This window comes from Vibrio sp. 1CM7H (assembly GCF_023161645.1).
Classification (GTDB): Bacteria; Pseudomonadota; Gammaproteobacteria; order Enterobacterales; family Vibrionaceae; genus Vibrio; species Vibrio diabolicus.
In genome coordinates, this window is record NZ_JALNTV010000006.1 from 83,653 (window position 1) to 104,718 (window position 21,066).

Here is a 21,066-nt window from a genome sequence, read left to right on the forward strand (position 1 = left end):
CGATAATAAATATAAAGGACAAGACGTAATCAATGGTCTAGGTGGCATTTGCCTGCCTGGTGCTTTTGCGTCGACATTGAACTGGAAGGATGTATCTATGGTAGATAGAGAGCAAAATCCACAGGGTCTATATACTCCTGAATTGGAGCATGACGCGTGTGGTATCGGTTTTGTTGCTCACCTTAAAAACCGTAAATCTCATGAAGTAGTGACTCAAGCATTGGATATGCTAGCTCGCATGGAGCACCGTGGTGGTCAAGGTTGTGATCCATGCAGCGGTGATGGTGCGGGTATCTTGCTACAAAAACCTCATGAATTCCTATTAGAAGAGGCCGTTAAGCTCGGCATTAAACTACCTTCATTTGAAAAGTATGGTGTGGGTGTCGTACTTTTCCCGAAAGACGAATACAAACGCGAGCAATGCCGTGACATTCTAGAACGCAACGCTCAGCGTCTAGACCTTGAAGTTATTGGCTACCGCGTTTTGCCAACCGATAACTCGATGATCGGTGCCGACCCGCTAAGCACAGAACCTCAGTTTGAGCATGTGTTTATCTCTGGTGGTCCAGGTATCACACCTGAAGAGCTAGAGCGCAAACTGTACGTACTTCGTAACTACACTGTACGTGTTTGCCTAGAGAGCGTTTCGAACATTGGTGATGACTTCTACATTAACTCAATGTCTTACAAGACATTGGTGTACAAAGGTCAGTTAACGACCGAGCAAGTCCCTCAGTACTTCCTTGATCTGCAAAACCCGACCATGGTGACCGCACTGGCACTGGTACACTCTCGCTTCTCTACCAACACCTTCCCGAAATGGCGTCTTGCACAACCTTTCCGTTACATTGCCCACAACGGTGAAATCAATACAGTTCGAGGTAACTTGAACTGGATGAAAGCCCGTGAGGCGATCATTGAATCCGATCTATTTACCCAAGCTGAAATCGACATGCTGCTTCCTATTTGTCAGGAAGGCAGTTCGGATTCATCTAACTTTGATATGGCACTTGAGCTCCTAGTTCTTTCTGGTCGTAGCCTGCCGCACGCATTGATGATGATGATCCCGGAAGCATGGCAAGAAAACAAAAACATGGATCCTAAGCGTCGCGCGTTCTATCAGTACCACGCGAACATCATGGAACCATGGGATGGTCCGGCTTCAGTATGTTTTACTGATGGTGTTCAAGTTGGTGCGACACTCGACCGTAACGGTCTGCGCCCTTCTCGCTACACAGTGACCAAAGATAACTTCCTAGTAATGGCATCAGAATCTGGTGTTGTGGATATTGAGCCAGAGAACGTTGAGTTCCGCGGTCGTCTACAACCAGGTCGCATATTCGTTGCAGACTTAGAGCAAGGTCGCATCATCTCTGATGAAGAAGTGAAAGACACCATCGCAACAGCGCAGCCTTACGAAAAGTGGGTAGAAGAAAACCTACTAAGCTTGAAGAAGCTGCCAGATGCGAGCAACCAATTCAGCCAACCTAAGCCAGAACATCTTCTACACCGCCAACAAGCGTTTGGCGTAAGTACTGAAGAAGTGAACGAAATCATCGTTCCAATGGCAAATGAAGGTAAAGAGCCATTATCAGCCATGGGTGCAGACTGGCCTCTTGCGGTTCTATCTCATCAGTCTCAACATCTTTCAAACTACTTCAAGCAACTGTTCGCACAGGTAACTAACCCACCGATCGATCCGATCCGTGAGCGTATGGTTATGTCGCTGAACACTTACTTGGGTAAAGACCAAAACCTTCTGACTGAAACACCACTTCACTGTCAGAAAGTCGAATTGGAATCGCCTGTTCTGGCGAACTCTGAGCTTGAGAAACTGCGTGCTATTGACAACGAGCATCTTCAGGCGAAGACACTGGATATCGTATTCCAAGCCAGTGAAGACCAAGGCAAGCTTGAGCGCGCACTAAAACGTATCTGCCAATACGCAGAAGATGCGGTTATTGATGGTTACTCAATCATCCTGCTAACTGACCGTGCAGTGAACTCAAACCACGCGGCGATCCCAGCAATGCTGGCAGTTGGCGCAGTACATCACCACTTGATCCGCAAAGGTCTACGTGCGAAGTGTGACATCGTGGTTGAAACTGGTGACGCGCGTGAAACGCACCACTTTGCAACGCTAATTGGTTACGGTGCCAACGCCGTTAACCCATACCTAGTGATTGAAACCATCATTGAGCTTCAGCGTACGAAGAAGCTGGACCCAGAAGCGAACCCTCGCGATCTGTTCAACAACTACCGTAAAGCGATCAATGGCGGTCTTCTGAAGATCTTCTCGAAGATGGGTATCTCAACCCTGCAGTCGTACCACGGTGCGCAAATCTTCGAAGCCTTAGGTATTCATAAGTCAGTGGTAGACAAGTACTTCACAGGTACAGTTTCTCGTATCCAAGGTCTCACCCTTGACGATATCGCTAAAGAAGTGCTCGTTCGTCACCGCATCGGTTACCCACAACGCGAAATCCCAATTCAAATGCTGGATGTGGGTGGTGTTTACCAATGGAAACAGCGTGGTGAGAAGCACCTATTCAACCCAGAAACCATCTCGCTACTGCAAGAGTCTACGCGCAACAAGAACTACGATCAGTTCAAGCAGTACGCGACAGCAGTCGATAAACAAGGTGACAACGCGGTAACTCTGCGTAGCCAGCTAGAATTCATTAAGAACCCAGCTGGTTCTATCTCTATCGACGAAGTCGAGCCAATTGAAAGCATCGTGAAACGCTTCGCGACAGGTGCAATGTCATTCGGTTCTATTTCTTACGAAGCACACTCCACATTGGCTGTTGCGATGAACCGCCTTGGCGCAAAATCGAACTCTGGTGAAGGTGGTGAAGACCCAATGCGTTTCGAGCGCAAAGAGAACGGCGATTGGGAACGCTCTGCAATCAAACAGGTAGCTTCGGGTCGTTTCGGCGTAACCTCTTACTACCTAACCAACGCTGATGAGCTACAAATCAAGATGGCTCAAGGTGCGAAACCAGGTGAAGGTGGTCAGCTACCAGGCGATAAAGTAGATGACTGGATCGGTGCTACACGTCACTCAACTCCGGGCGTCGGTCTTATCTCGCCACCACCACACCACGATATCTACTCAATCGAAGATTTGGCTCAGCTTATCTACGATTTGAAGAACGCGAACCGCGCGGGTCGTGTAAACGTGAAGCTGGTATCGGAAGCTGGCGTAGGTACGATCGCTTCCGGTGTAGCGAAAGCGAAAGCAGACGTTGTACTAATCGCAGGTTTCGACGGTGGTACTGGTGCATCCCCAATGTCTTCAATCCGTCATACTGGTCTTCCTTGGGAACTTGGTTTGGCAGAAACGCACCAAACGCTACTGAAGAACGGTCTACGTAACCGTATCGTGGTTCAAGCGGATGGTCAGATGAAGACACCTCGCGACCTTGCAGTGGCAACACTACTTGGTGCAGAAGAATGGGGCGTGGCAACCGCAGCCTTGGTGGTTGAAGGTTGTATCATGATGCGTAAGTGTCATAAGAACACCTGTCCTGTCGGTATCGCAACTCAGAACAAGACGCTTCGCGAGCGCTTTGATGGCCGCGTAGAAGACGTCGTAACCTTCTTCCAATACATGGCACAAGGTCTACGTGAAATCATGGCTGAACTTGGTTTCCGCACTATCGATGAGATGGTTGGCCAAGGACAGAAACTGAAGATTCGCCAAGACGTTTCTCACTGGAAATACAAGAACCTAGATCTGTCTCCTGTTCTCCACGTTGAGCAACCACGTGAAGCTGATGGTGTATTCAACCAAGCTCAGCAGAACCACAACCTAGAAGAAGTGCTAGACCGCAAGCTGATTCAAGCGGCGATTCCTGCACTCGAGAAAGGCGAAGCGGTGAATGCCGAGTTCCCTATCGTTAACACGGACCGCTCTGCAGGTACCATGTTGTCGAACGAAATCTCGAAAGTGTACAAAGATGCCGGTCTACCTCAGCCAATGAACGTGAAGTTCAAAGGTTCTGCGGGTCAGTCATTCGGTGCATTCCTCGCTAAGGGCGTGAAGTTTGAAGTGGAAGGCGACGCGAACGACTACTGGGGTAAAGGCTTATCTGGCGGTACCTTAGTACTTTACCCAGATGCGAAATCAAGCATTGTCGCGGAAGACAACATCGTGGTTGGTAACGTGTGTTTCTACGGTGCAACTTCGGGTGAGTCTTTCATTCGCGGTATGGCTGGTGAACGTTTCTGTGTTCGTAACTCAGGCGCGAAAGTAGTAGTAGAAGGCGTCGGTGACCACGGTTGTGAATACATGACGGGCGGTGCAGCCATCATCCTTGGTTCAACAGGTCGTAACTTTGCTGCAGGTATGAGTGGCGGCGTGGCTTACGTATGGGATAAATCAGGCGACTTTGAGTCAAAACTGAACCCAGAATTAGTAGACCTAGATCCAATCGAGCAAGAAGACAGAGATCTATTACTCGACATGCTAACTAAGCATGTTCAATTCACAGGAAGTGAAGTCGCTCAGTCTTTCCTAGACAACTTTGAAGCTAGCCTAGCCTCTATGGTTAAGGTAATGCCGCGTGACTACAAAGCGGTTCTTCAAAAACGCAAAGCTGAAGCACAGTCTCAAGGAAACGAAACTCAAGCGGAGGCCGTATAATGGGTAAGCCTACTGGATTTTTAGAGCACGGTCGTGAACTACCACAGAAGATCGACCCAGCTGAACGCATCAAGAACAACAAAGAGTTCGTTCTGAACGAGGAATTTGGTGACAAGATCAATACTCAAGCGTCTCGTTGTATGGATTGTGGTGTGCCGTTTTGTCATAACGGCTGCCCTATCGGTAACATCATCCCAGAGTTTAACGATGCAGTTTATCGTGATAGCTGGGAAGAAGCATGGAACATTCTAAGCTCAACCAATAACTTCCCTGAGTTTACTGGTCGTGTTTGCCCTGCTCCATGTGAAAGTGCTTGTGTACTTGGCATCAACCAAGACCCAATCACTATCTGTAATATCGAGAAAACCATCGTAGAAACGGCGTATCGTGAAGGGTACGCCAAGCCAAAAACGCCACGTTCTCGCACTGGTAAAACGGTGGCGATCATTGGATCTGGACCTGCTGGTCTTGCGGCTGCTGAGCAGCTAAACAGCGCAGGCCATACCGTGACAGTATTCGAGCGAGACGAGAAGGTTGGTGGTCTGCTGCGTTTCGGTATTCCAGATTTTAAACTGAGCATGGAAGTCATTGATCGTAAGATCAATCTAATGGCAGAAGCTGGCGTTGAGTTTAAAGTAAACCAACACGTCGGTGTTGATGTAAATGCTCAGCAACTGCGTCAAGAGTTCGATGTGGTTCTACTGACGGGTGGCTCAACGGTTCCACGTGATTTGCCAGTTCCGGGTCGTGAGCTCAAAGGCGTTCACTTCGCAATGGAATTCCTAGGTCAAAACAACCGACGTGCAAATAACATGGACCTGAAAACGGAAGAGATTCACGCAAAAGGTAAACATGTGGTTGTCATTGGTGGTGGTGATACCGGTTCAGACTGTGTAGGTACGTCAAACCGTCACGGCGCAGCAAGCGTAACTCAAGTGGAAATCATGCCGATTCCACCAGAGAAGCGCCCAGCCAATATGCCTTGGCCTCAATACCCAATGATCCTACGTACTTCGACCTCTCATGAAGAAGGTGTCGATCGTCACTGGAACATCCTGACCAAAGAGTTCATCGGAAATGACAAAGGTGAAGTCACAGGCCTTCGTCTTGCTGATATCGTTTGGCAAGATGCAAAACCAGGCGAGCGCCCAAGTTTCAAAGAAGTAGAAGGCAGCGAGCGAGTGATCCCATGTGATATGGCATTCCTAGCAATGGGCTTCTTACACCCAGAACCTACAGGCGTGCTTGCTCAACTGGATATCGCGCTAGATGATCGCGGTAACGTAGCAACTCAAGGTTTTGCTACTAACCAAGAAGGCGTATTTGCTGCTGGTGATATGCGAACAGGCCAATCTTTGGTGGTTCGTTGTATCAACGAAGGTCGCGAATGTGCTCGTGCTATCGATGACTACCTAATGGATGGCACAAACCTAGAAGCAAAAGCAGATTCACTGATGCTTTCTGCTTAACGGAAGTATTCACGCTTCCCTCTTTCAATGCCATAAATAGCCATCAGCGATATCGATGGCTATTAGCAAAGAAAGAAAACAATTCCTTCCAATCTTTCTATTTTGACCAGCATTTTATGCTGGTCTTTTTTATTTCCCACAGAATCAAATGTTACTTTTTTGTAACAATCAATTTTCTATCTATTTGAAATCATTAAACTATTTTAGCTTATTAAATGGTAAATCGCATATTCACGTGATTATCCACTAATAACTTGACCTTTTTTACAATAAGCTATAGCTTGTGAAGTTGATGAAAATAAAACACTCAAAAAATGTTAAATATTTCACAGCTTTTATTGAATAAATATACATAAAACCATAAAAGATGATGCATATTCAGTCATCACTATCAACGTAAGCAGTGTTGATATATCTGTCGGGATGACGGATAAGCAAAGGGAGAATTGCAATGGCTCTTTATGATCCAAGTCTTGAGAAAGACAACTGTGGATTTGGCTTGATCGCGCATATGGAAGGCGAACAAAGCCACAAGCTGGTTCGTACAGCAATTTCTGCACTTGACCGAATGACCCACCGTGGTGGTATTGCCGCCGATGGTAAAACCGGTGATGGTTGTGGTCTTCTATTACAAAAGCCCGATTCCTATTTACGTCTTATTGCCGAAGAAAATGGTTTCAACCTTGGCAAGCAATACGCCGTAGGGATGATTTTCTTCAACCAAGATCCGGTCAAAGCTCAACTCGCTAAAGACATCGTCAACAGAGAACTTGCGCAAGAGACGCTAACAGTGGCCGGTTGGCGTGAAGTACCAACTAATTCAGAAGTACTCGGTCCAATTGCGGCTAACTCGCTTCCAAATATTCAGCAAGTCTTTATCTCTGCACCGGCTGGTTGGCGAGAGCGTGACATTGAACGTCGTCTCTACATCGCACGCCGTCGCATCGAGAAACAAATCACCGAAGATCCGGATTTCTACATCTGTAGCTTGTCGACTCAAGTTTTAGTGTACAAAGGCCTGTGCATGCCTGCGGATTTGCCTCGCTTTTATCTTGATCTTGCCGATCTACGGATGGAATCCGCTATCTGTCTGTTCCACCAGCGTTTTTCCACCAACACTCAACCGCGTTGGCCACTGGCTCAACCGTTCCGCTACCTTGCTCATAATGGTGAGATCAATACCATTGAAGGTAATCGACAATGGGCACGAGCTCGTGCTTACAAGTTCTCGTCACCACTGCTGCCCGATCTTCAAACTGCAGCACCATTTGTGAACGAGACAGGTTCAGACTCCTCCAGCTTAGATAATATGCTGGATCTCTTCTTAGCTGGCGGCATGGATATCTTCCGCGCCATGCGTATGCTTGTGCCGCCTGCATGGCAAAACCACCCAGATATGGATCCGGATCTACGGGCGTTTTACGATTTCAACTCCAAGCACATGGAACCATGGGATGGCCCAGCAGGTATCGTACTGTCCGATGGTCGTTATGCTGCTTGTAACCTAGACCGAAACGGTCTGCGTCCTGCGCGTTATGTAATTACCAAAGACAAGTTGATCACTCTGGCATCTGAGGTAGGGATTTGGAATTACGCCCCAGATGAAGTTGCCGAAAAAGGGCGTGTAGGTCCGGGGGAATTGCTTGTCATCGACACTCGTAAAGGTAAGCTTTGGCAGTCTAGCGAGATCGATAATGATCTGAAATCTCGTCACCCTTATCGCGAATGGATGGAAAACAACGTTCGCAAACTCACACCATTTTCTCAGCTACCTGAGGAGCAAGTAGGTGAGCGTAGCTTTGATGAAGACTTACTTAAGACTTATCAAAAGCAGTTTGCCATGAGCAATGAAGAAGTCGATCAAGTGCTGCGTGTCCTCGGTGATATGGGGCAAGAAGCCGTCGGTTCCATGGGGGACGATACTCCAATGGCAGTGCTCTCCTCAAAAGAGCGCTTGGTAACTGACTACTTCCGCCAGAAGTTCGCTCAGGTCACCAATCCACCGATCGATCCACTGCGTGAAAAACACGTGATGTCACTGGCGACCAGTATCGGTAAGGAAATGAATGTCTTCTGTGAAACCGATGGCCACGCGCATCGCGTAACATTTGATTCGCCTGTACTGCTTTATTCAGACATGCAGCAACTGCTCGAGCTTGGTGACGATCACTACCGTAATACCATTCTAGATATCAACTACGACCCACAAGAGAAAGATCTTAAACAAGCCATTAATGATCTCTGTGAGCAAGCAGAGCAAGTCGTACGTGAAGGCACGGTTTTAGTGGTACTTTCAGATCGCGCTTTGGTCAAAGGCAAGTTACCAATTCCAGCGGCAATGGCAGTCGGCGCCGTTCAAACTCGTTTGATTGATGCGAACTTACGTTGCGATGCCAACATTGTAGTCGAAACCGCAACTGCACGTGACCCACACCAATTTGCTGTCTTGCTTGGCTTTGGTGCGACTGCAGTTTACCCATACCTTGCTTATGAAGCGTTAGGTAAACTGATTGATGATAAGGCACTAGAGAAAGACTATCGCGATGTGATGCAGAACTACCAATACGGCATCAACAAGGGCCTGTATAAAATCATGTCAAAGATGGGGATCTCAACCATCGCCTCTTACCGCTGCTCACAACTGTTTGAAGCAGTTGGCTTGAGCCAAGATGTGGTCGACCAGTGTTTTAAAGGCGTCACAACTCGTATTGAAGGCGCGAATTTTGACGACTTCCAGCAAGATCTTACAAACTTATCTCGCAAAGCATGGGCGAAACGCAAATCGATTGATCATGGCGGCTTGTTAAAGTATGTCCATGGAGGTGAGTATCATGCTTACAACCCGGATGTTGTCGGCACGCTGCAACAGGCCGTTAAATCTGGCGAAAGTAACGACTATCAGAGCTTTGCTAAGCAGGTAAACCAACGCCCTGTTGCCATGCTGCGTGACTTAATGTCGCTGAAAAAATCAGACTCACCGCTGCCACTTGAGCAAATAGAACCGAAAACCGAACTGTTCAAACGCTTCGACTCTGCGGCCATGTCCATTGGCGCACTTAGCCCTGAAGCGCATGAAGCCCTCGCGACTGCGATGAACCGTCTTGGTGGCTATTCAAACTCCGGTGAAGGTGGTGAAGATCCTCGCCGTTTCGGCACTGAACGTAACTCGCGCATCAAGCAAATTGCTTCTGGCCGATTTGGTGTAACGCCTCATTACCTGACTAATGCGGATGTACTGCAAATCAAGGTGGCACAAGGTGCGAAACCGGGTGAAGGTGGACAGCTACCAGGACACAAAGTCACCGCTGAAATCGCAAAACTGCGTTATTCGGTACAAGGCGTGACTCTGATCTCCCCTCCTCCGCACCACGATATCTATTCGATTGAAGATTTGGCCCAGTTGATCTTCGACCTTAAACAAGTCAACCCAAATGCGCTGGTTTCGGTGAAACTCGTCTCCGAGCCAGGTGTCGGCACCATCGCAACGGGCGTAGCAAAGGCTTACGCTGATCTTATTACCATCTCGGGTTACGACGGTGGTACTGCAGCAAGCCCATTAACTTCGGTAAAATACGCAGGTAGTCCATGGGAATTAGGTCTAGCAGAGACGCAACAAGCACTGGTTGCTAATGGTCTGCGTCATAAGATCCGCCTACAGGTAGACGGTGGTCTAAAGACTGGTCTAGACGTGGTTAAGGCCGCAATTTTAGGTGCAGAAAGCTTCGGATTTGGTACCGCGCCAATGGTTGCTATGGGTTGTAAGTTCCTGCGAATTTGTCACCTCAATAACTGTGCAACAGGGGTTGCGACTCAAGACGAAACGCTGCGTAAAGAGTACTTCAAAGGCTTACCTGAAATGGTGATGAACTACTTCACCGGACTGGCAGAAGAAGTGCGCGAGCTGCTTTCTGAGCTAGGAGTTGAAAAACTGACGGACTTGATTGGTCGTACCGATTTACTTGAAGCAGTAGAAGGCTTTACCGCGAAGCAAACCAAATTGGATCTATCCAACATTCTAGAAGCTCCCGTCTCGCCTGAAGGTCATCCGCTGTTTTGGACAGAGCCAAACAAACCGTTTGATAAAGCTGAGCTCAATCAAAAGATCATTGATGATGCCATGCATGCGGTAGAAAACAGCCAATCGGCAAGTTTCTTCTACAATGTCATCAACACTGATCGTTCTGTGGGTGCTCGCTTATCTGGCGAAATAGCGAAGCGCTATGGCAACCAAGGATTGGCGGCTTCCCCTATCAAAATCTATCTTGACGGCACTGCCGGCCAGTCGTTTGGCGTTTGGAATGCGGGAGGCGTAGAGCTTTACCTCACAGGTGATGCGAATGACTACGTAGGGAAAGGGATGGCAGGCGGCAAGATCGCCATTAAACCTCACTTAGGTACAGCGTTCAAGTGTCATGAAGCCACCATTATTGGTAACACGTGTTTGTACGGCGCAACGGGCGGTAAACTGTTCGCGGCAGGTAAAGCGGGTGAGCGTTTTGGGGTACGTAACTCAGGTACGATTGCCGTCATTGAAGGTGCGGGAGATAACGCTTGTGAGTACATGACAGGCGGTATTGTTGCCATTCTAGGTGCAACAGGCGTGAACTTTGGTGCAGGTATGACCGGAGGCTTTGCCTATGTTCTGGATGAAAACCAAAGCTTTGAAGGTCGAGTCAATACTGAATCTGTCGAAGCCATTTCATTGTCCGATCTATACATCCACCAAGAGCATTTGCGCGGCCTGATTGCGGAACACCTTGAAGAAACAGGGTCGAGCCACGCAGAAAATATTTTGGCGAACTTTGATGAATGGATTCCAAAGTTCTATTTGGTGAAACCACAAGCGGCAGATCTTCGCACGCTACTTGGTCACCAGAGCCGCAGTGCCGCTGAGCTGCGCGTTCAAGCCCAGTAATCATGGAGGATGTTTGAATCATGAGTCAGAACGTTTATCAATTTATCGATGTTCAACGCGTAGATCCTGCGAAGAAGCCTATCAAAGTTCGTAAGATCGAGTTCGTTGAAATCTATGAACCGTTTACCAAACAACAAGCGACTGCGCAGGCGGATCGCTGCTTAGATTGCGGTAACCCATACTGTGAATGGAAGTGCCCAGTACACAACTACATCCCTCAATGGCTAAAACTGGCAAATGAGGGACGTATTCTTGAAGCGGTTGAACTATCGCATCAAACCAATAGCCTACCGGAGGTATGTGGGCGCGTTTGTCCTCAAGACCGTCTATGTGAAGGTTCATGCACGCTTAATGATGACTTTGGTGCCGTCACCATCGGTAATATAGAAAAGTACATTACCGACAAAGCCTTTGAAATGGGCTGGAAGCCAGATATGTCCAAGGTGGAGTGGACCGATAAAAAGGTCGCAATCATTGGAGCTGGCCCAGCAGGCTTGGCAGCCGCTGATATCCTAGTGCGCAATGGCGTTAAGCCAGTCGTGTTTGACCGCTACCCAGAAATCGGCGGACTACTGACTTTCGGTATCCCTTCGTTCAAGCTTGAAAAAGGGGTAATGGAAAATCGTCGCCGTGTGTTCACTGAAATGGGCGTCGAGTTCCGCATGAACGTGGAAGTCGGTAAAGATGTACAAATGCAAGATCTAATCGATGAGTACGATGCCATTTTCTTAGGCGTTGGCACCTATAAATACATGCGTGCAGGACTAGAAAATGAGGATGCGCCGGGTGTATATGACGCGCTGCCATTTTTAATTTCGAATACCTACAAAGTCATGGAGCTTGAGAACAACCAACCTTTTATCGACATGGCAGGAAAGAAAGTGGTCGTGCTTGGTGGTGGCGATACCGCAATGGACTGTGTACGAACCTCTATTCGCCAAGGAGCCTCCAATGTGATTTGTGCTTATCGTCGTGACGAAGCCAACATGCCTGGCTCTCGTCGCGAGGTAAAAAACGCGAAGGAAGAAGGCGTGAAGTTCATGTTTAACCTGCAACCACTCGGTGTGGAGGTCGACGCCTCAGGTAACGTATCGGGCGTTAAAGTGGTAAAAACCGCTTTAGGTGAGCCCGATGATGCAGGTCGTCGCAGACCAGAACCAGTGGAAGGCAGTGAACATGTATTGCCTGCGGATGCCGTGATCATGGCATTTGGTTTCCAGCCACACAAAATGGACTGGTTGGAACCGTATGGTGTCGATTTAGACCAATGGGGACGTATCAAGGCACCTGTTGAGCAAGCGTTCATGTACCAAACCAGCAATGCGAAAATCTTCGCTGGCGGTGATGCGGTCCGTGGCTCAGACCTCGTCGTAACCGCCATTGATGAAGGGCGAAAAGCGGCAGAAGGCATTCTTGATTACCTAGAAGTCTAATCACAGCTAACATCACATAAAGGATCCTATTATTGGATCCTTTTTCTTTTGTATCCATATAATTAGAAGCAAAATTATAAGAGTAAATACAATGAAAAAAGCCGCTCTCCTTTCCATCGCTTTACTCAGCCTTACAGCCTGCAGCCAAGGAGTCACCAGTATGCCAGATCGTTCTCAATCACCTTGTGGTGACAAACCAAATTGCGTTTCAACTCAGGACTCAAGAGACAAGTTTCAATTAGCACCTTTTTTGCTCACTGAGTCCGCAACGTTAGATGCCATTGAGCAAGCCGCGCTTCAACTTCCTGGCGCCAAAACCGCGGTAAAAGAGGGTGATTACCTTCGGATAGAATGCACATCTAAAATCATGCGCTTCGTGGATGACCTCGAATTAAAAGTAGCAGGAGACAAACTGATTGTTCGCTCAGAGTCACGTGTGGGCTATTCTGACTTTGGCGTAAACAGAAAGCGCGCCGAACAATTACGAGAAAAGCTCACTCAAGCTAAGCTCATCAAATAGAAAACTGCTCACGGGGAGTGCTATACTCTCGGCCAACTAAAATATTTACCGAAAGAGAGTGTTATGAAAGTTGGTATCATCGGTGCGATGGAACAAGAAGTGACCATCCTGAAAGAAGCAATCACAAACTGCAAAACCGTAAATAAAGCAGGTTGTACGTTTTTCTCTGGTCAAATTAATGATGTAGAAGTAGTCGTACTACAATCAGGTATCGGTAAAGTTGCAGCTGCAGTAGGCACTACCATTCTTCTTGATGAATACCAGCCAGATGTTGTGATTAACACAGGCTCTGCTGGTGGCTTCGATTCAAGCCTAAATCTAGGTGATGTTGTTATCTCAACAGAAGTTCGTCATCACGATGCAGACGTGACCGCTTTTGGTTATGAAATTGGCCAAATGGCTGGCCAGCCTGCTGCATTCAAAGCGGATGAAAAGCTAATGGATTTAGCAGAAAAGGCACTAGCGCAAATGGAAAACACTCATGCAGTTCGCGGCCTGATCTGTACTGGTGATGCATTTGTTTGCACCGCTGAACGCCAAGAGTTTATTCGTAAACACTTCCCATCCGTTATCGCGGTAGAAATGGAAGCATCTGCTATCGCTCAAACTTGTCACCAATTCAACACGCCGTTTGTTGTTGTGCGCGCAATCTCTGATGTCGCTGATAAAGAGTCACCAATGAGCTTTGATGAGTTCCTACCGCTAGCAGCAAAAAGCTCTTCTGAAATGGTATTCAAAATGCTGGAACTCATTAAGTAAACGACTCATTCATGGAAGAAGTTTTTCAGTCATTTTATGCCAACGGTGCGCTCCTTATTATGTGGGGCGCACTGCTCTTTCACCTTATTTTACCAATCCCCCGTTCATCGCATCCCATCACTTTATGGCGAAAGTTAGCTGAGAACCTCGCCAACAAAGTAAACAATAATCATAGTTACTCACAGAGCCTGACCTCCGGCAGTCTTGCATTGGGCTTGATGCTATTGCCTTGCTTGATCTTGCTGATTGCCGTGGAGCCATTCGTTTGGCAAGTGCCTTTATACGAACTAGTGCTATTGATCATTGCTTTGGACTGGCGCAACAGCGAAGCCTTAACGAAACAACTCGTCACAAGTATGTCGAGAGAAGACAAAGCTCAGTGCCGACAATTACTAAGACCATACCTTAATCGCGATACTGACAGCCTCTCGATCATCGGCATAGGTAAAGCAAGCTCAGAAGCTGTGATTATGGGATACAGCCGCAACGTAATCGGTGTGTTATTTTGGTACGCACTAGCAGGTGGTATTGGTGCGTTAATGTATCGACTAGCCACAGAGTTAGCTCGAGTTTGGTCCCCTAGCCGACGCCAATATTTGCCCTTTGGTAAACCTGCCGTTCAGCTGGTTGCCGCTCTGGATATTATTCCACTTCGTCTCTTTGCCATACTTTTAGCTGTAGGAAAGAACGTAAGCAATGTGCTTTCTGGTGTACAGCAACAAGCGAAGTCTTGGCCACTACCCGGGCCCGCCTGGGTGTTGTGTACCATCGGACACAAACTACAACTCTCTTTATGCGGCCCTGCTATCTATCAAGGTATACGTGCGGAACGCGCAAAAATCGGTGGACGAATCGCCCCATCGGCTATTCACCTTTCACAAATACATACGCTGCTCGCTTGGCGAGTCTTCGTTTGGATAGCTATCCAAAGTCTGCTTTTAGGAATGATTTATCAAGGATTATGATGAATAAACTATGCTTCGCATTAACGCTGTTTGTTTCGACAGCGACCTTCGCCCAAACACCAGCGCAACGCATTGTAAGTTTAGCTCCGCATGCCACTGAAATTGCCTTTGCGGCAGGGCTAGGAGACAAGCTTGTTGCTGTCAGCGAAATGAGTGATTATCCAGAGCAGGCAAAGCAGCTGGAAAGAGTCTCTAATTACCAAGGAATTAAATTAGAGCGCATTATTGCTCTTCAACCGGATTTAGTCATTGCTTGGCCGGCAGGAAACCCGGCAAAAGAGCTGGAGAAAATTAAACAGTTCGGCATTCCTATCTATTATTCCACTACAGGCTCACTGGAAGATATCGCCAATAATATCGAGCAGCTAAGCCAATACAGCGAAACCCCGCAAATAGGACAAAAGGCCGCTGAAGATTTTAGAACGCAACTGAATACACTAAAAGAGAAGTACAACACGCACGAGAAAGTTCGTTACTTTTATCAGTTGAGTGAAAAGCCTATCATCACTGTCGCCGGGAAGAACTGGCCAAGTGAAGTCTTTACTTTTTGCGGTGGTGAAAACATTTTCGCAGCATCCAGCGCGCCTTATCCTCAGGTCAGCATCGAGCAGGTCATCACTCGCCAACCAGAGGTTATTTTTACTTCTCGTCACGCAATGAGTAATGATGGTATGTGGGCAGAGTGGAGCAATGAGCTTCCCGCACTTAGAAATAAACACATCTGGTCTCTAAACTCAGATTGGATTAACCGCCCAACCCCACGCACACTAAATGCGATCACAGAAGTGTGTGAGCACTTTAAAAGCGTTCGTCAAAAACGCTAACGATTTCGTGGCAAATACCATACAATTTCCGCCCATTTTTTCTCACACTATATAAAGGTACTAAGTAACATGGACTCCATGCTGCTTTATATGATCGATTTGTTCGGTACCGCTGTTTTCGCTATCTCTGGCGTGTTACTGGCGGGCCGTTTAAAAATGGATCCATTCGGCGTTATCGTTCTCGGCAGTGTGACTGCTATTGGTGGCGGAACAATCCGAGACATGGCGCTAGGTGCCACTCCTGTATTTTGGATAACAGATACTACGTACTTATGGGTGATATTTGTTACGTGTCTACTAACCATGCTCGTTGTACGCAGACCAAAACGGCTGTCATGGTGGGTATTACCCGTCTGTGATGCGATCGGCCTTGCAGTATTTGTAGGAATAGGTGTAGAGAAAGCCCTCGCTTACAACGCGTCTGGGATGGTCGCCGTGATCATGGGAGTCATTACTGGTTGTGGTGGTGGTATTATACGTGATGTGCTGGCTCGCGAAGTTCCTATGGTATTAAGAAGCGAAGTCTACGCTACGGCATGTATTATTGGCGGCATCTTCCATACGATGGCGGTAAACATGGGTTATGACCACTCAACGGCTTTACTCGCTGGTGTAATCTCAACGCTCATTATACGTCTCGGTGCTATTCGTTGGCATCTATCCCTGCCAACTTTCGCAATTAATCGTTAAACACAAATTACATGATTCGGTCATGGAGTCGACTGAGTGTCGGCTCCTCTCATTTATACTCATTTGATTCGCCAATTCTTGTACAATTCGCTAAATTATTTCAACCATTCCTAACTTTCATTAATTATTATGTTGCTTGAAGGTATTGAGACGTTACTTGTCCTCAGTAAAGAAAAAACCATGAGCCGTACGGGCAGCCAACTCTATATTAGTCAATCTGCGGTGAGTAAGCGCATTTCGAATCTAGAGAAGAAGTTAGGAAAAAAATTGATTGAGCCAAGTGGTCGGCACATAAAGCTGACCTCCGATGGCCTTGCGCTCATCAACACGATCGAGCCAACGTTCAATGAGTTAAGAGGTCAGATCTATGATCAGCAAGAAATAGAAGATACTTCTTTGATCAAGATAGACTGCTCTGAAACCTTAGTCGCTGGATACCTTAGTGTGATCATGGCAGAACGCTTTGCCCATGACCAGTACATACGAATATCGACCAATCATACACCACGCATTATTGAGAACGTCAAATCAGGTAAAGCGACACTGGGATTCTGTGCCGGTTATTTACCGTCTCATCATGGATTAATGAGCCTTCACCTCGCTGATGAACCTTTTTCAATCGTCAGTAGATACCCACTTTCGCAACTACCCAAAGCCATTTTGACCAATGACTTAACCAATCCTGCCAATACTTACCAACAAGCTATTTTGTCAAAATACGGAATTGAGCCTTTGATGGAAATGGATTCATACACTGCGGCAGCACAACTGGCTTTGGGCGGAATGGCTCCCGCTTTAATTCCTAAATCTATCCTGAAGACACTTAATATCACACCCAAATTCTGCTATGACTTTGAAGAACTAGGACAGTTAATTCGACCAATACATATCTGCATGCGCCACAGCACATATCGCAGCGAACGAGTTAAAGCACTGACAGAATCCATTGCTGATGTTGTTGCCAAAGAAGTTTCGTTGCCATTAGCATCGACATCACAACAACTAGACAATTGAAGTAGAGTATAATGTAAAAGTGTATTTCATAGTCATTTTACAAAAACATAGTACTCACTTAAAAACCATCGAGAACTAAGTTCCTCAGAATAATGGTATCCATGACTTTCAGCATAAGACAGCAGCCACTCATTAAACATATAAGAAAACAAAAAGCTAGAAACTAATAAAACAAAACATAATTTAAAAAGTTTTTTAAGTTTTTCTTTATTTGGCTTTCTCTTAGTAGAAACAGTATAAATAGAAACATAAGAAAGCAAAGCAAATAAAAAACCGGATGAAAACAACTGAATATTCTGACCACCTAAGGATAAACTTTCCTTATCGGATGAAATTGCTCCAAAAAAATCCAACAAGTCAGATACCGGAAGATAAATCATAAAATATGTACATATAGGAAATAGAATTGAACCTATAATAAATGTGCTATAATCTATTTCTTCATTTTTCATAATGAAAAACCACTATTTTTAAAGCTTTGCATCGCTCGGTATTGGTTTATTTTATCTTTCATCTCCCATTTTTCCACCTCTTCCTTTTGAGACCAAAATAGCATAATTTCCTTTTGGAACCTCTTTGTGAGGTTAAATTCTCCATCTATTTTACTAGTTGTAAATCTGGCAACAACACCGACAAAAACAACCACAAACAGAGCCTCTGAACCACCAGCAGCGACAACACCTACAGAAACCATCGTTTTTAATGTTATACTAGCAACTAAAGCAGCCAAACCCACTTTAATAATGTCACTTGCTATAACTCCGAATAATTTAGCCAATACTCTTTTATTTGACTCTTTAAATAAATACTCAGCTATTATATAAGATGTGACAAAAATAACAGTAATAACTGCACCTTGCTTAACCGTCTGTAATACCTTTTCTTTTCCTATAGCAAAACTTACGGCCATCGGTGGCGAAATCTTACCAGACAAAGCCATAACTTTTCTTTGTAAACTAGGTGTTCCTTTAATTACAATATGATTAAAACCACCATACTTCTCAACTGCAATAGGAGCTGCGCTACCTAACAAGGCTACAGCAACTCTACCTAAATACGCCAAATCATCTACAGTTGCATAGTAGTTTGCAATAAATTCTAACTTACCCTTTAAACTATTCCATCGAAGCTGTTCATGCTTAGGGATAAATTTAATAACATATTTATCAAATTCATTGATAGAAATGCATAGCATTCTAACTTTATTAAATGAAAATTGTTTATTACTTTTTCATTTTAAGTACGATATCACGCTATAATGAAATCATAGATATATCAGTATTTCTTTACATATGATTCATGAATAAGCGTAGTTGAACGTAGAGAACGAGTTATAACACTGACAAAATCCATTGCTGATGTTGTTGCCAAAGAAGTTTCGTTGCCATGAGCATCGACATCACAATAACTAGAGGACGAATCCATTTTTGCCCTTTACTTACCACGACCTTCGCCCCTAACTGAGCACCAAGAAAACCGCCAACAGCCATGGTTAAACCGAGCTTCCACACTGGTAACCCAGCTAAGATAAAAAAGAGTAGTGCCGCAATGTTTGACGTGAAATTGAGGATTTTGGTTCTAGCAGTGGCTTCGACCAAAGAAAAGTGACCTAGTGCAACAAAACAAACAGTAAAAATAGATCCAGTCCCAGGGCCAAAAAAGCCATCATAGAAACCGATCCCGCCACCAATGCATAGCGCAAACATCGCTTCAGATAACTTTGGTTCTCCATCGATTTTTCGCGTACTTGGCGCGAGTAAAAAATAGAGGGAAATGGCTATCAAAAGAACAGGGATCAAACTGGTGAGTACGCTAGCATCAATAAACTGCACAGCCTCGGCACCGATCGCTGCACCGATAAAAGTGCAGAGTATCGCGAAACGCATTTCCTTTAGGCTGACAATACCGTTACGCACGAAATACCAGCTAGCAGAGAAACTGCCAAACGAACTTTGTAACTTGTTGGTTGCTAGAGCTTGAGTCGGACTCAACCCCGCTGCCAAAAGCGCAGGGAGCGTAATGAGCCCTCCCCCACCAGCCATCGCATCAATAAAGCCTGCGGCAGTCGCAACAAAAAATAGAGCCAACAAAATCTCAACCGTAATTTCCACTACACATCCTTTTTATTTAAAGAGGCATCAAAGAGGAAAAACGGTAGCACTTATTCACAAAACCACCAATGGAAAGTCAAGACACCAATCTATTCCTAATTTTCATCTTTGTGAAATTTTCATTTTAGTTTCACAAAAAAAAGATACATGCCTCAAGGATACGAATGAAATAGTATTTTCATTGTGTCAGCCGTGTAGGCAAGGTCATAATAAAATTATGGTTTCAAGGAGAAAACGATGTACCCTGCAATACAACAAGACTCAAGTAGCAATACCAAAGAAGTACATATAGTATCAGTAAGCGTATTTGATGACTTAATTAACAAAAACATCAAAAGTAAAGGTGTTACTGAAAAATGGAAAGTTATCAAAAATAAACTAGAAAATACTGCAAACTATTACACAACAGCCGATGATCTTATATTTTTAACAAAACTAGCGAATAATCTAAGCGGAGCAACAAACCCTGTCCATATAAATTACTATTCTGGCCAACCACATTTTGTCTTTACGGGGACACCGGCCCTGAGAATAAAGTTAAGTGCTTTGGGTTCTCATGCACCGACTCCAACAATTACTAACTTTGCTGTAGGTCCAAAAAGTGCTATCCAGTCTATTAAAAGTGGAACAATTATTACAATCGTACTAGTAAGCTCTTTTAGAGCAATGGAACACTTCTTTTCGGAAAAGAATAAATCAACATTACTGAGTTTGTTTGGCACAATAACTAGTGACATCCTAAAGTTAGGAATTTCATCCGCAATTGCTGCAATTGCTGTAAAAGGAATTTCTGGAGCTACTACTATTTTCGCTCTAACTTCTGGCCCATTATTTTTAGCTATAGGTATAAGCTTGGTTATTGGGAGCATATTAAATCATATAGATAAAAAGCATAATATAACAAAAAAATTCAAATTAACATTAGAGAAAAAACTAGATGAATCAATAAAAAATGAAATAAATCAAGAAGAAGCAAGAATAAAAAATTTAATTGGTTCTACATATATAAAAAATGGAATGTTTTTATGAAAAAAGAAGACAACCTAGATCTAACATCAACATTTTTAACATCACTGTTATTCCTTTCTCTAGGATTGTTATGCATTTATTTTTTTTACAACGATACCATAAATAACATAAAAGACATATATAACGAAGAACTTATTATAGAAATTTCTCAGGGATCATTTTATGGGTTATTTGGAAGCTGGGTATTTATATCTATATTTATTCTTTTAATTACTGTGTTTTTAAAAAAAAGAAAATTATCATATAAGAAAGAAGGCATGTTCATTAAAGTTATAATCTCTTTTTCAATTATAACAATTATAGCACCAAGTGCATTTGTGTTTCTCACTAAAAAACACTTAACAAATCAGGGTTACTCTGTTTCAATTGATAAAGAAGACTCCTGGCTACAAGATAAGGTTTATATTTTCAAAAAATAAACTTCAATTTATGTTACATAAAAGAAATTAAAATTTGAGAAAAAATTCAATTAGCATAGCGAACATCTCAATAAGTGTATGTTTATACTTGGCATTGACTATTGGTCTGACTATTAGCTTAAGCATTTGGAATGACTGGTTTTCTTTTACTCAACACATTGATCTAGATACGTACCTTCTTACATTGGGAGCTATTACGGTTGTTGTTGTATGCATTCCAAACATCCTGACAATAAGCAAAGGATTAAGTATTGCTGCAAAAATAAACTT

The 21,066-nt window shown here is 44.8% G+C and carries 15 protein-coding genes; 12 read left to right on the plus strand and 3 right to left on the minus strand.

What is annotated here, in order from left to right; all coding sequences use genetic code 11:
* The first annotated feature begins 97 nt into the window (after positions 1-97).
* The 10 genes from gltB (MSG33_RS18765) (at position 98) to MSG33_RS18810 (ending at position 17,237) form a co-directional block, all read left to right on the plus strand.
* The gene (gltB, locus tag MSG33_RS18765) at positions 98-4,648 is read left to right on the plus strand and encodes a glutamate synthase large subunit (RefSeq protein ID WP_248381711.1); all 4,551 of its coding nucleotides are present in this window, start codon (positions 98-100) and stop codon (positions 4,646-4,648) included.
* Positions 4,648-6,117 (plus strand): glutamate synthase subunit beta, encoded by a 1,470-nt coding sequence (locus MSG33_RS18770; protein WP_085343971.1) that lies wholly within the window; start codon positions 4,648-4,650, stop codon positions 6,115-6,117. Before gltB (MSG33_RS18765) ends, MSG33_RS18770 begins: the two co-directional genes overlap by 1 nt.
* Before the next feature lie 451 nt (positions 6,118-6,568).
* Positions 6,569-11,032 (plus strand): glutamate synthase large subunit, encoded by a 4,464-nt coding sequence (gene gltB, locus MSG33_RS18775; RefSeq protein WP_248381712.1) that lies wholly within the window; start codon positions 6,569-6,571, stop codon positions 11,030-11,032.
* Between the two features lie 20 nt (positions 11,033-11,052).
* Positions 11,053-12,465 (plus strand): FAD-dependent oxidoreductase, encoded by a 1,413-nt coding sequence (locus MSG33_RS18780; protein ID WP_005396322.1) that lies wholly within the window; start codon positions 11,053-11,055, stop codon positions 12,463-12,465.
* A 91-nt stretch (positions 12,466-12,556) separates the two neighbouring features.
* The gene (locus MSG33_RS18785; protein WP_031780533.1) at positions 12,557-12,985 is read left to right on the plus strand and encodes a DUF1499 domain-containing protein; all 429 of its coding nucleotides are present in this window, start codon (positions 12,557-12,559) and stop codon (positions 12,983-12,985) included.
* A 63-nt stretch (positions 12,986-13,048) separates the two neighbouring features.
* Entirely contained in the window at positions 13,049-13,744 is a 696-nt protein-coding gene (gene mtnN / locus MSG33_RS18790; protein ID WP_005396324.1) for a 5'-methylthioadenosine/S-adenosylhomocysteine nucleosidase, read from the plus strand.
* Positions 13,745-13,755: 11 nt separating this feature from the next.
* On the plus strand, positions 13,756-14,709 hold the full coding sequence (locus MSG33_RS18795; protein ID WP_248381713.1) for a cobalamin biosynthesis family protein: 954 nt from the start codon (positions 13,756-13,758) through the stop codon (positions 14,707-14,709).
* Positions 14,709-15,533, plus strand: a complete 825-nt coding sequence (btuF, locus tag MSG33_RS18800; protein ID WP_012842144.1) for a vitamin B12 ABC transporter substrate-binding protein BtuF — start codon at positions 14,709-14,711, stop codon at positions 15,531-15,533. Before MSG33_RS18795 ends, btuF begins: the two co-directional genes overlap by 1 nt.
* 69 nt (positions 15,534-15,602) lie before the next feature.
* Positions 15,603-16,223, plus strand: a complete 621-nt coding sequence (locus MSG33_RS18805; protein WP_054867265.1) for a TRIC cation channel family protein — start codon at positions 15,603-15,605, stop codon at positions 16,221-16,223.
* 129 nt (positions 16,224-16,352) lie between these two features.
* Positions 16,353-17,237, plus strand: coding sequence for a LysR family transcriptional regulator (locus tag MSG33_RS18810; RefSeq protein ID WP_248381715.1), 885 nt, complete (start codon positions 16,353-16,355; stop codon positions 17,235-17,237).
* Between the two features lie 32 nt (positions 17,238-17,269).
* Here the strand turns inward: MSG33_RS18810 and MSG33_RS18815 are convergent, their stop codons facing one another.
* The 3 genes from MSG33_RS18815 to MSG33_RS18825 form a co-directional block, all read right to left on the minus strand.
* Positions 17,270-17,689 (minus strand): hypothetical protein, encoded by a 420-nt coding sequence (locus tag MSG33_RS18815; protein ID WP_248381717.1) that lies wholly within the window; start codon positions 17,687-17,689, stop codon positions 17,270-17,272.
* Positions 17,686-18,432: a hypothetical protein gene (locus MSG33_RS18820; RefSeq protein ID WP_248381719.1), complete on the minus strand. Its 747-nt coding sequence runs from the start codon at positions 18,430-18,432 to the stop codon at positions 17,686-17,688. Before MSG33_RS18820 ends, MSG33_RS18815 begins: the two co-directional genes overlap by 4 nt.
* A gap of 136 nt (positions 18,433-18,568) precedes the next feature.
* The gene (locus tag MSG33_RS18825; protein ID WP_005396424.1) at positions 18,569-19,348 is read right to left on the minus strand and encodes a TSUP family transporter; all 780 of its coding nucleotides are present in this window, start codon (positions 19,346-19,348) and stop codon (positions 18,569-18,571) included.
* 237 nt (positions 19,349-19,585) lie between these two features.
* On the opposite strand from MSG33_RS18825, the gene MSG33_RS18830 reads away from it, so the two are divergent.
* A complete protein-coding gene (locus tag MSG33_RS18830) occupies positions 19,586-20,377 on the plus strand; it encodes a hypothetical protein (protein ID WP_248381721.1) in 792 nt (263 codons plus the stop codon).
* Positions 20,374-20,796 carry a hypothetical protein gene (locus tag MSG33_RS18835; protein WP_248381723.1) on the plus strand — a complete coding sequence of 141 codons (423 nt, stop codon included), beginning with the start codon at positions 20,374-20,376 and terminating at the stop codon, positions 20,794-20,796. The genes MSG33_RS18830 and MSG33_RS18835 overlap by 4 nt, the downstream gene beginning before the upstream one ends.
* The last annotated feature ends 270 nt before the right edge of the window (positions 20,797-21,066 follow it).

What these genes read in the sequence shown, in the direction of transcription:
- btuF (WP_012842144.1), top strand. Translation starts at nt 14,709, where the DNA reads ATGAATAAACTATGCTTCGCATTAACGCTGTTTGTTTCGACAGCGACC.
- MSG33_RS18815 (WP_248381717.1), bottom strand. Translation starts at nt 17,689, where the DNA reads ATGAAAAATGAAGAAATAGATTATAGCACATTTATTATAGGTTCAATT.
- MSG33_RS18770 (WP_085343971.1), top strand. Translation starts at nt 4,648, where the DNA reads ATGGGTAAGCCTACTGGATTTTTAGAGCACGGTCGTGAACTACCACAG.
- MSG33_RS18820 (WP_248381719.1), bottom strand. Translation starts at nt 18,432, where the DNA reads ATGCTATGCATTTCTATCAATGAATTTGATAAATATGTTATTAAATTT.
- MSG33_RS18830 (WP_248381721.1), top strand. Translation starts at nt 19,586, where the DNA reads ATGTACCCTGCAATACAACAAGACTCAAGTAGCAATACCAAAGAAGTA.
- MSG33_RS18785 (WP_031780533.1), top strand. Translation starts at nt 12,557, where the DNA reads ATGAAAAAAGCCGCTCTCCTTTCCATCGCTTTACTCAGCCTTACAGCC.
- MSG33_RS18810 (WP_248381715.1), top strand. Translation starts at nt 16,353, where the DNA reads ATGTTGCTTGAAGGTATTGAGACGTTACTTGTCCTCAGTAAAGAAAAA.
- MSG33_RS18795 (WP_248381713.1), top strand. Translation starts at nt 13,756, where the DNA reads ATGGAAGAAGTTTTTCAGTCATTTTATGCCAACGGTGCGCTCCTTATT.
- MSG33_RS18805 (WP_054867265.1), top strand. Translation starts at nt 15,603, where the DNA reads ATGGACTCCATGCTGCTTTATATGATCGATTTGTTCGGTACCGCTGTT.
- MSG33_RS18835 (WP_248381723.1), top strand. Translation starts at nt 20,374, where the DNA reads ATGAAAAAAGAAGACAACCTAGATCTAACATCAACATTTTTAACATCA.
- gltB (WP_248381712.1), top strand. Translation starts at nt 6,569, where the DNA reads ATGGCTCTTTATGATCCAAGTCTTGAGAAAGACAACTGTGGATTTGGC.
- gltB (WP_248381711.1), top strand. Translation starts at nt 98, where the DNA reads ATGGTAGATAGAGAGCAAAATCCACAGGGTCTATATACTCCTGAATTG.
- MSG33_RS18780 (WP_005396322.1), top strand. Translation starts at nt 11,053, where the DNA reads ATGAGTCAGAACGTTTATCAATTTATCGATGTTCAACGCGTAGATCCT.
- mtnN (WP_005396324.1), top strand. Translation starts at nt 13,049, where the DNA reads ATGAAAGTTGGTATCATCGGTGCGATGGAACAAGAAGTGACCATCCTG.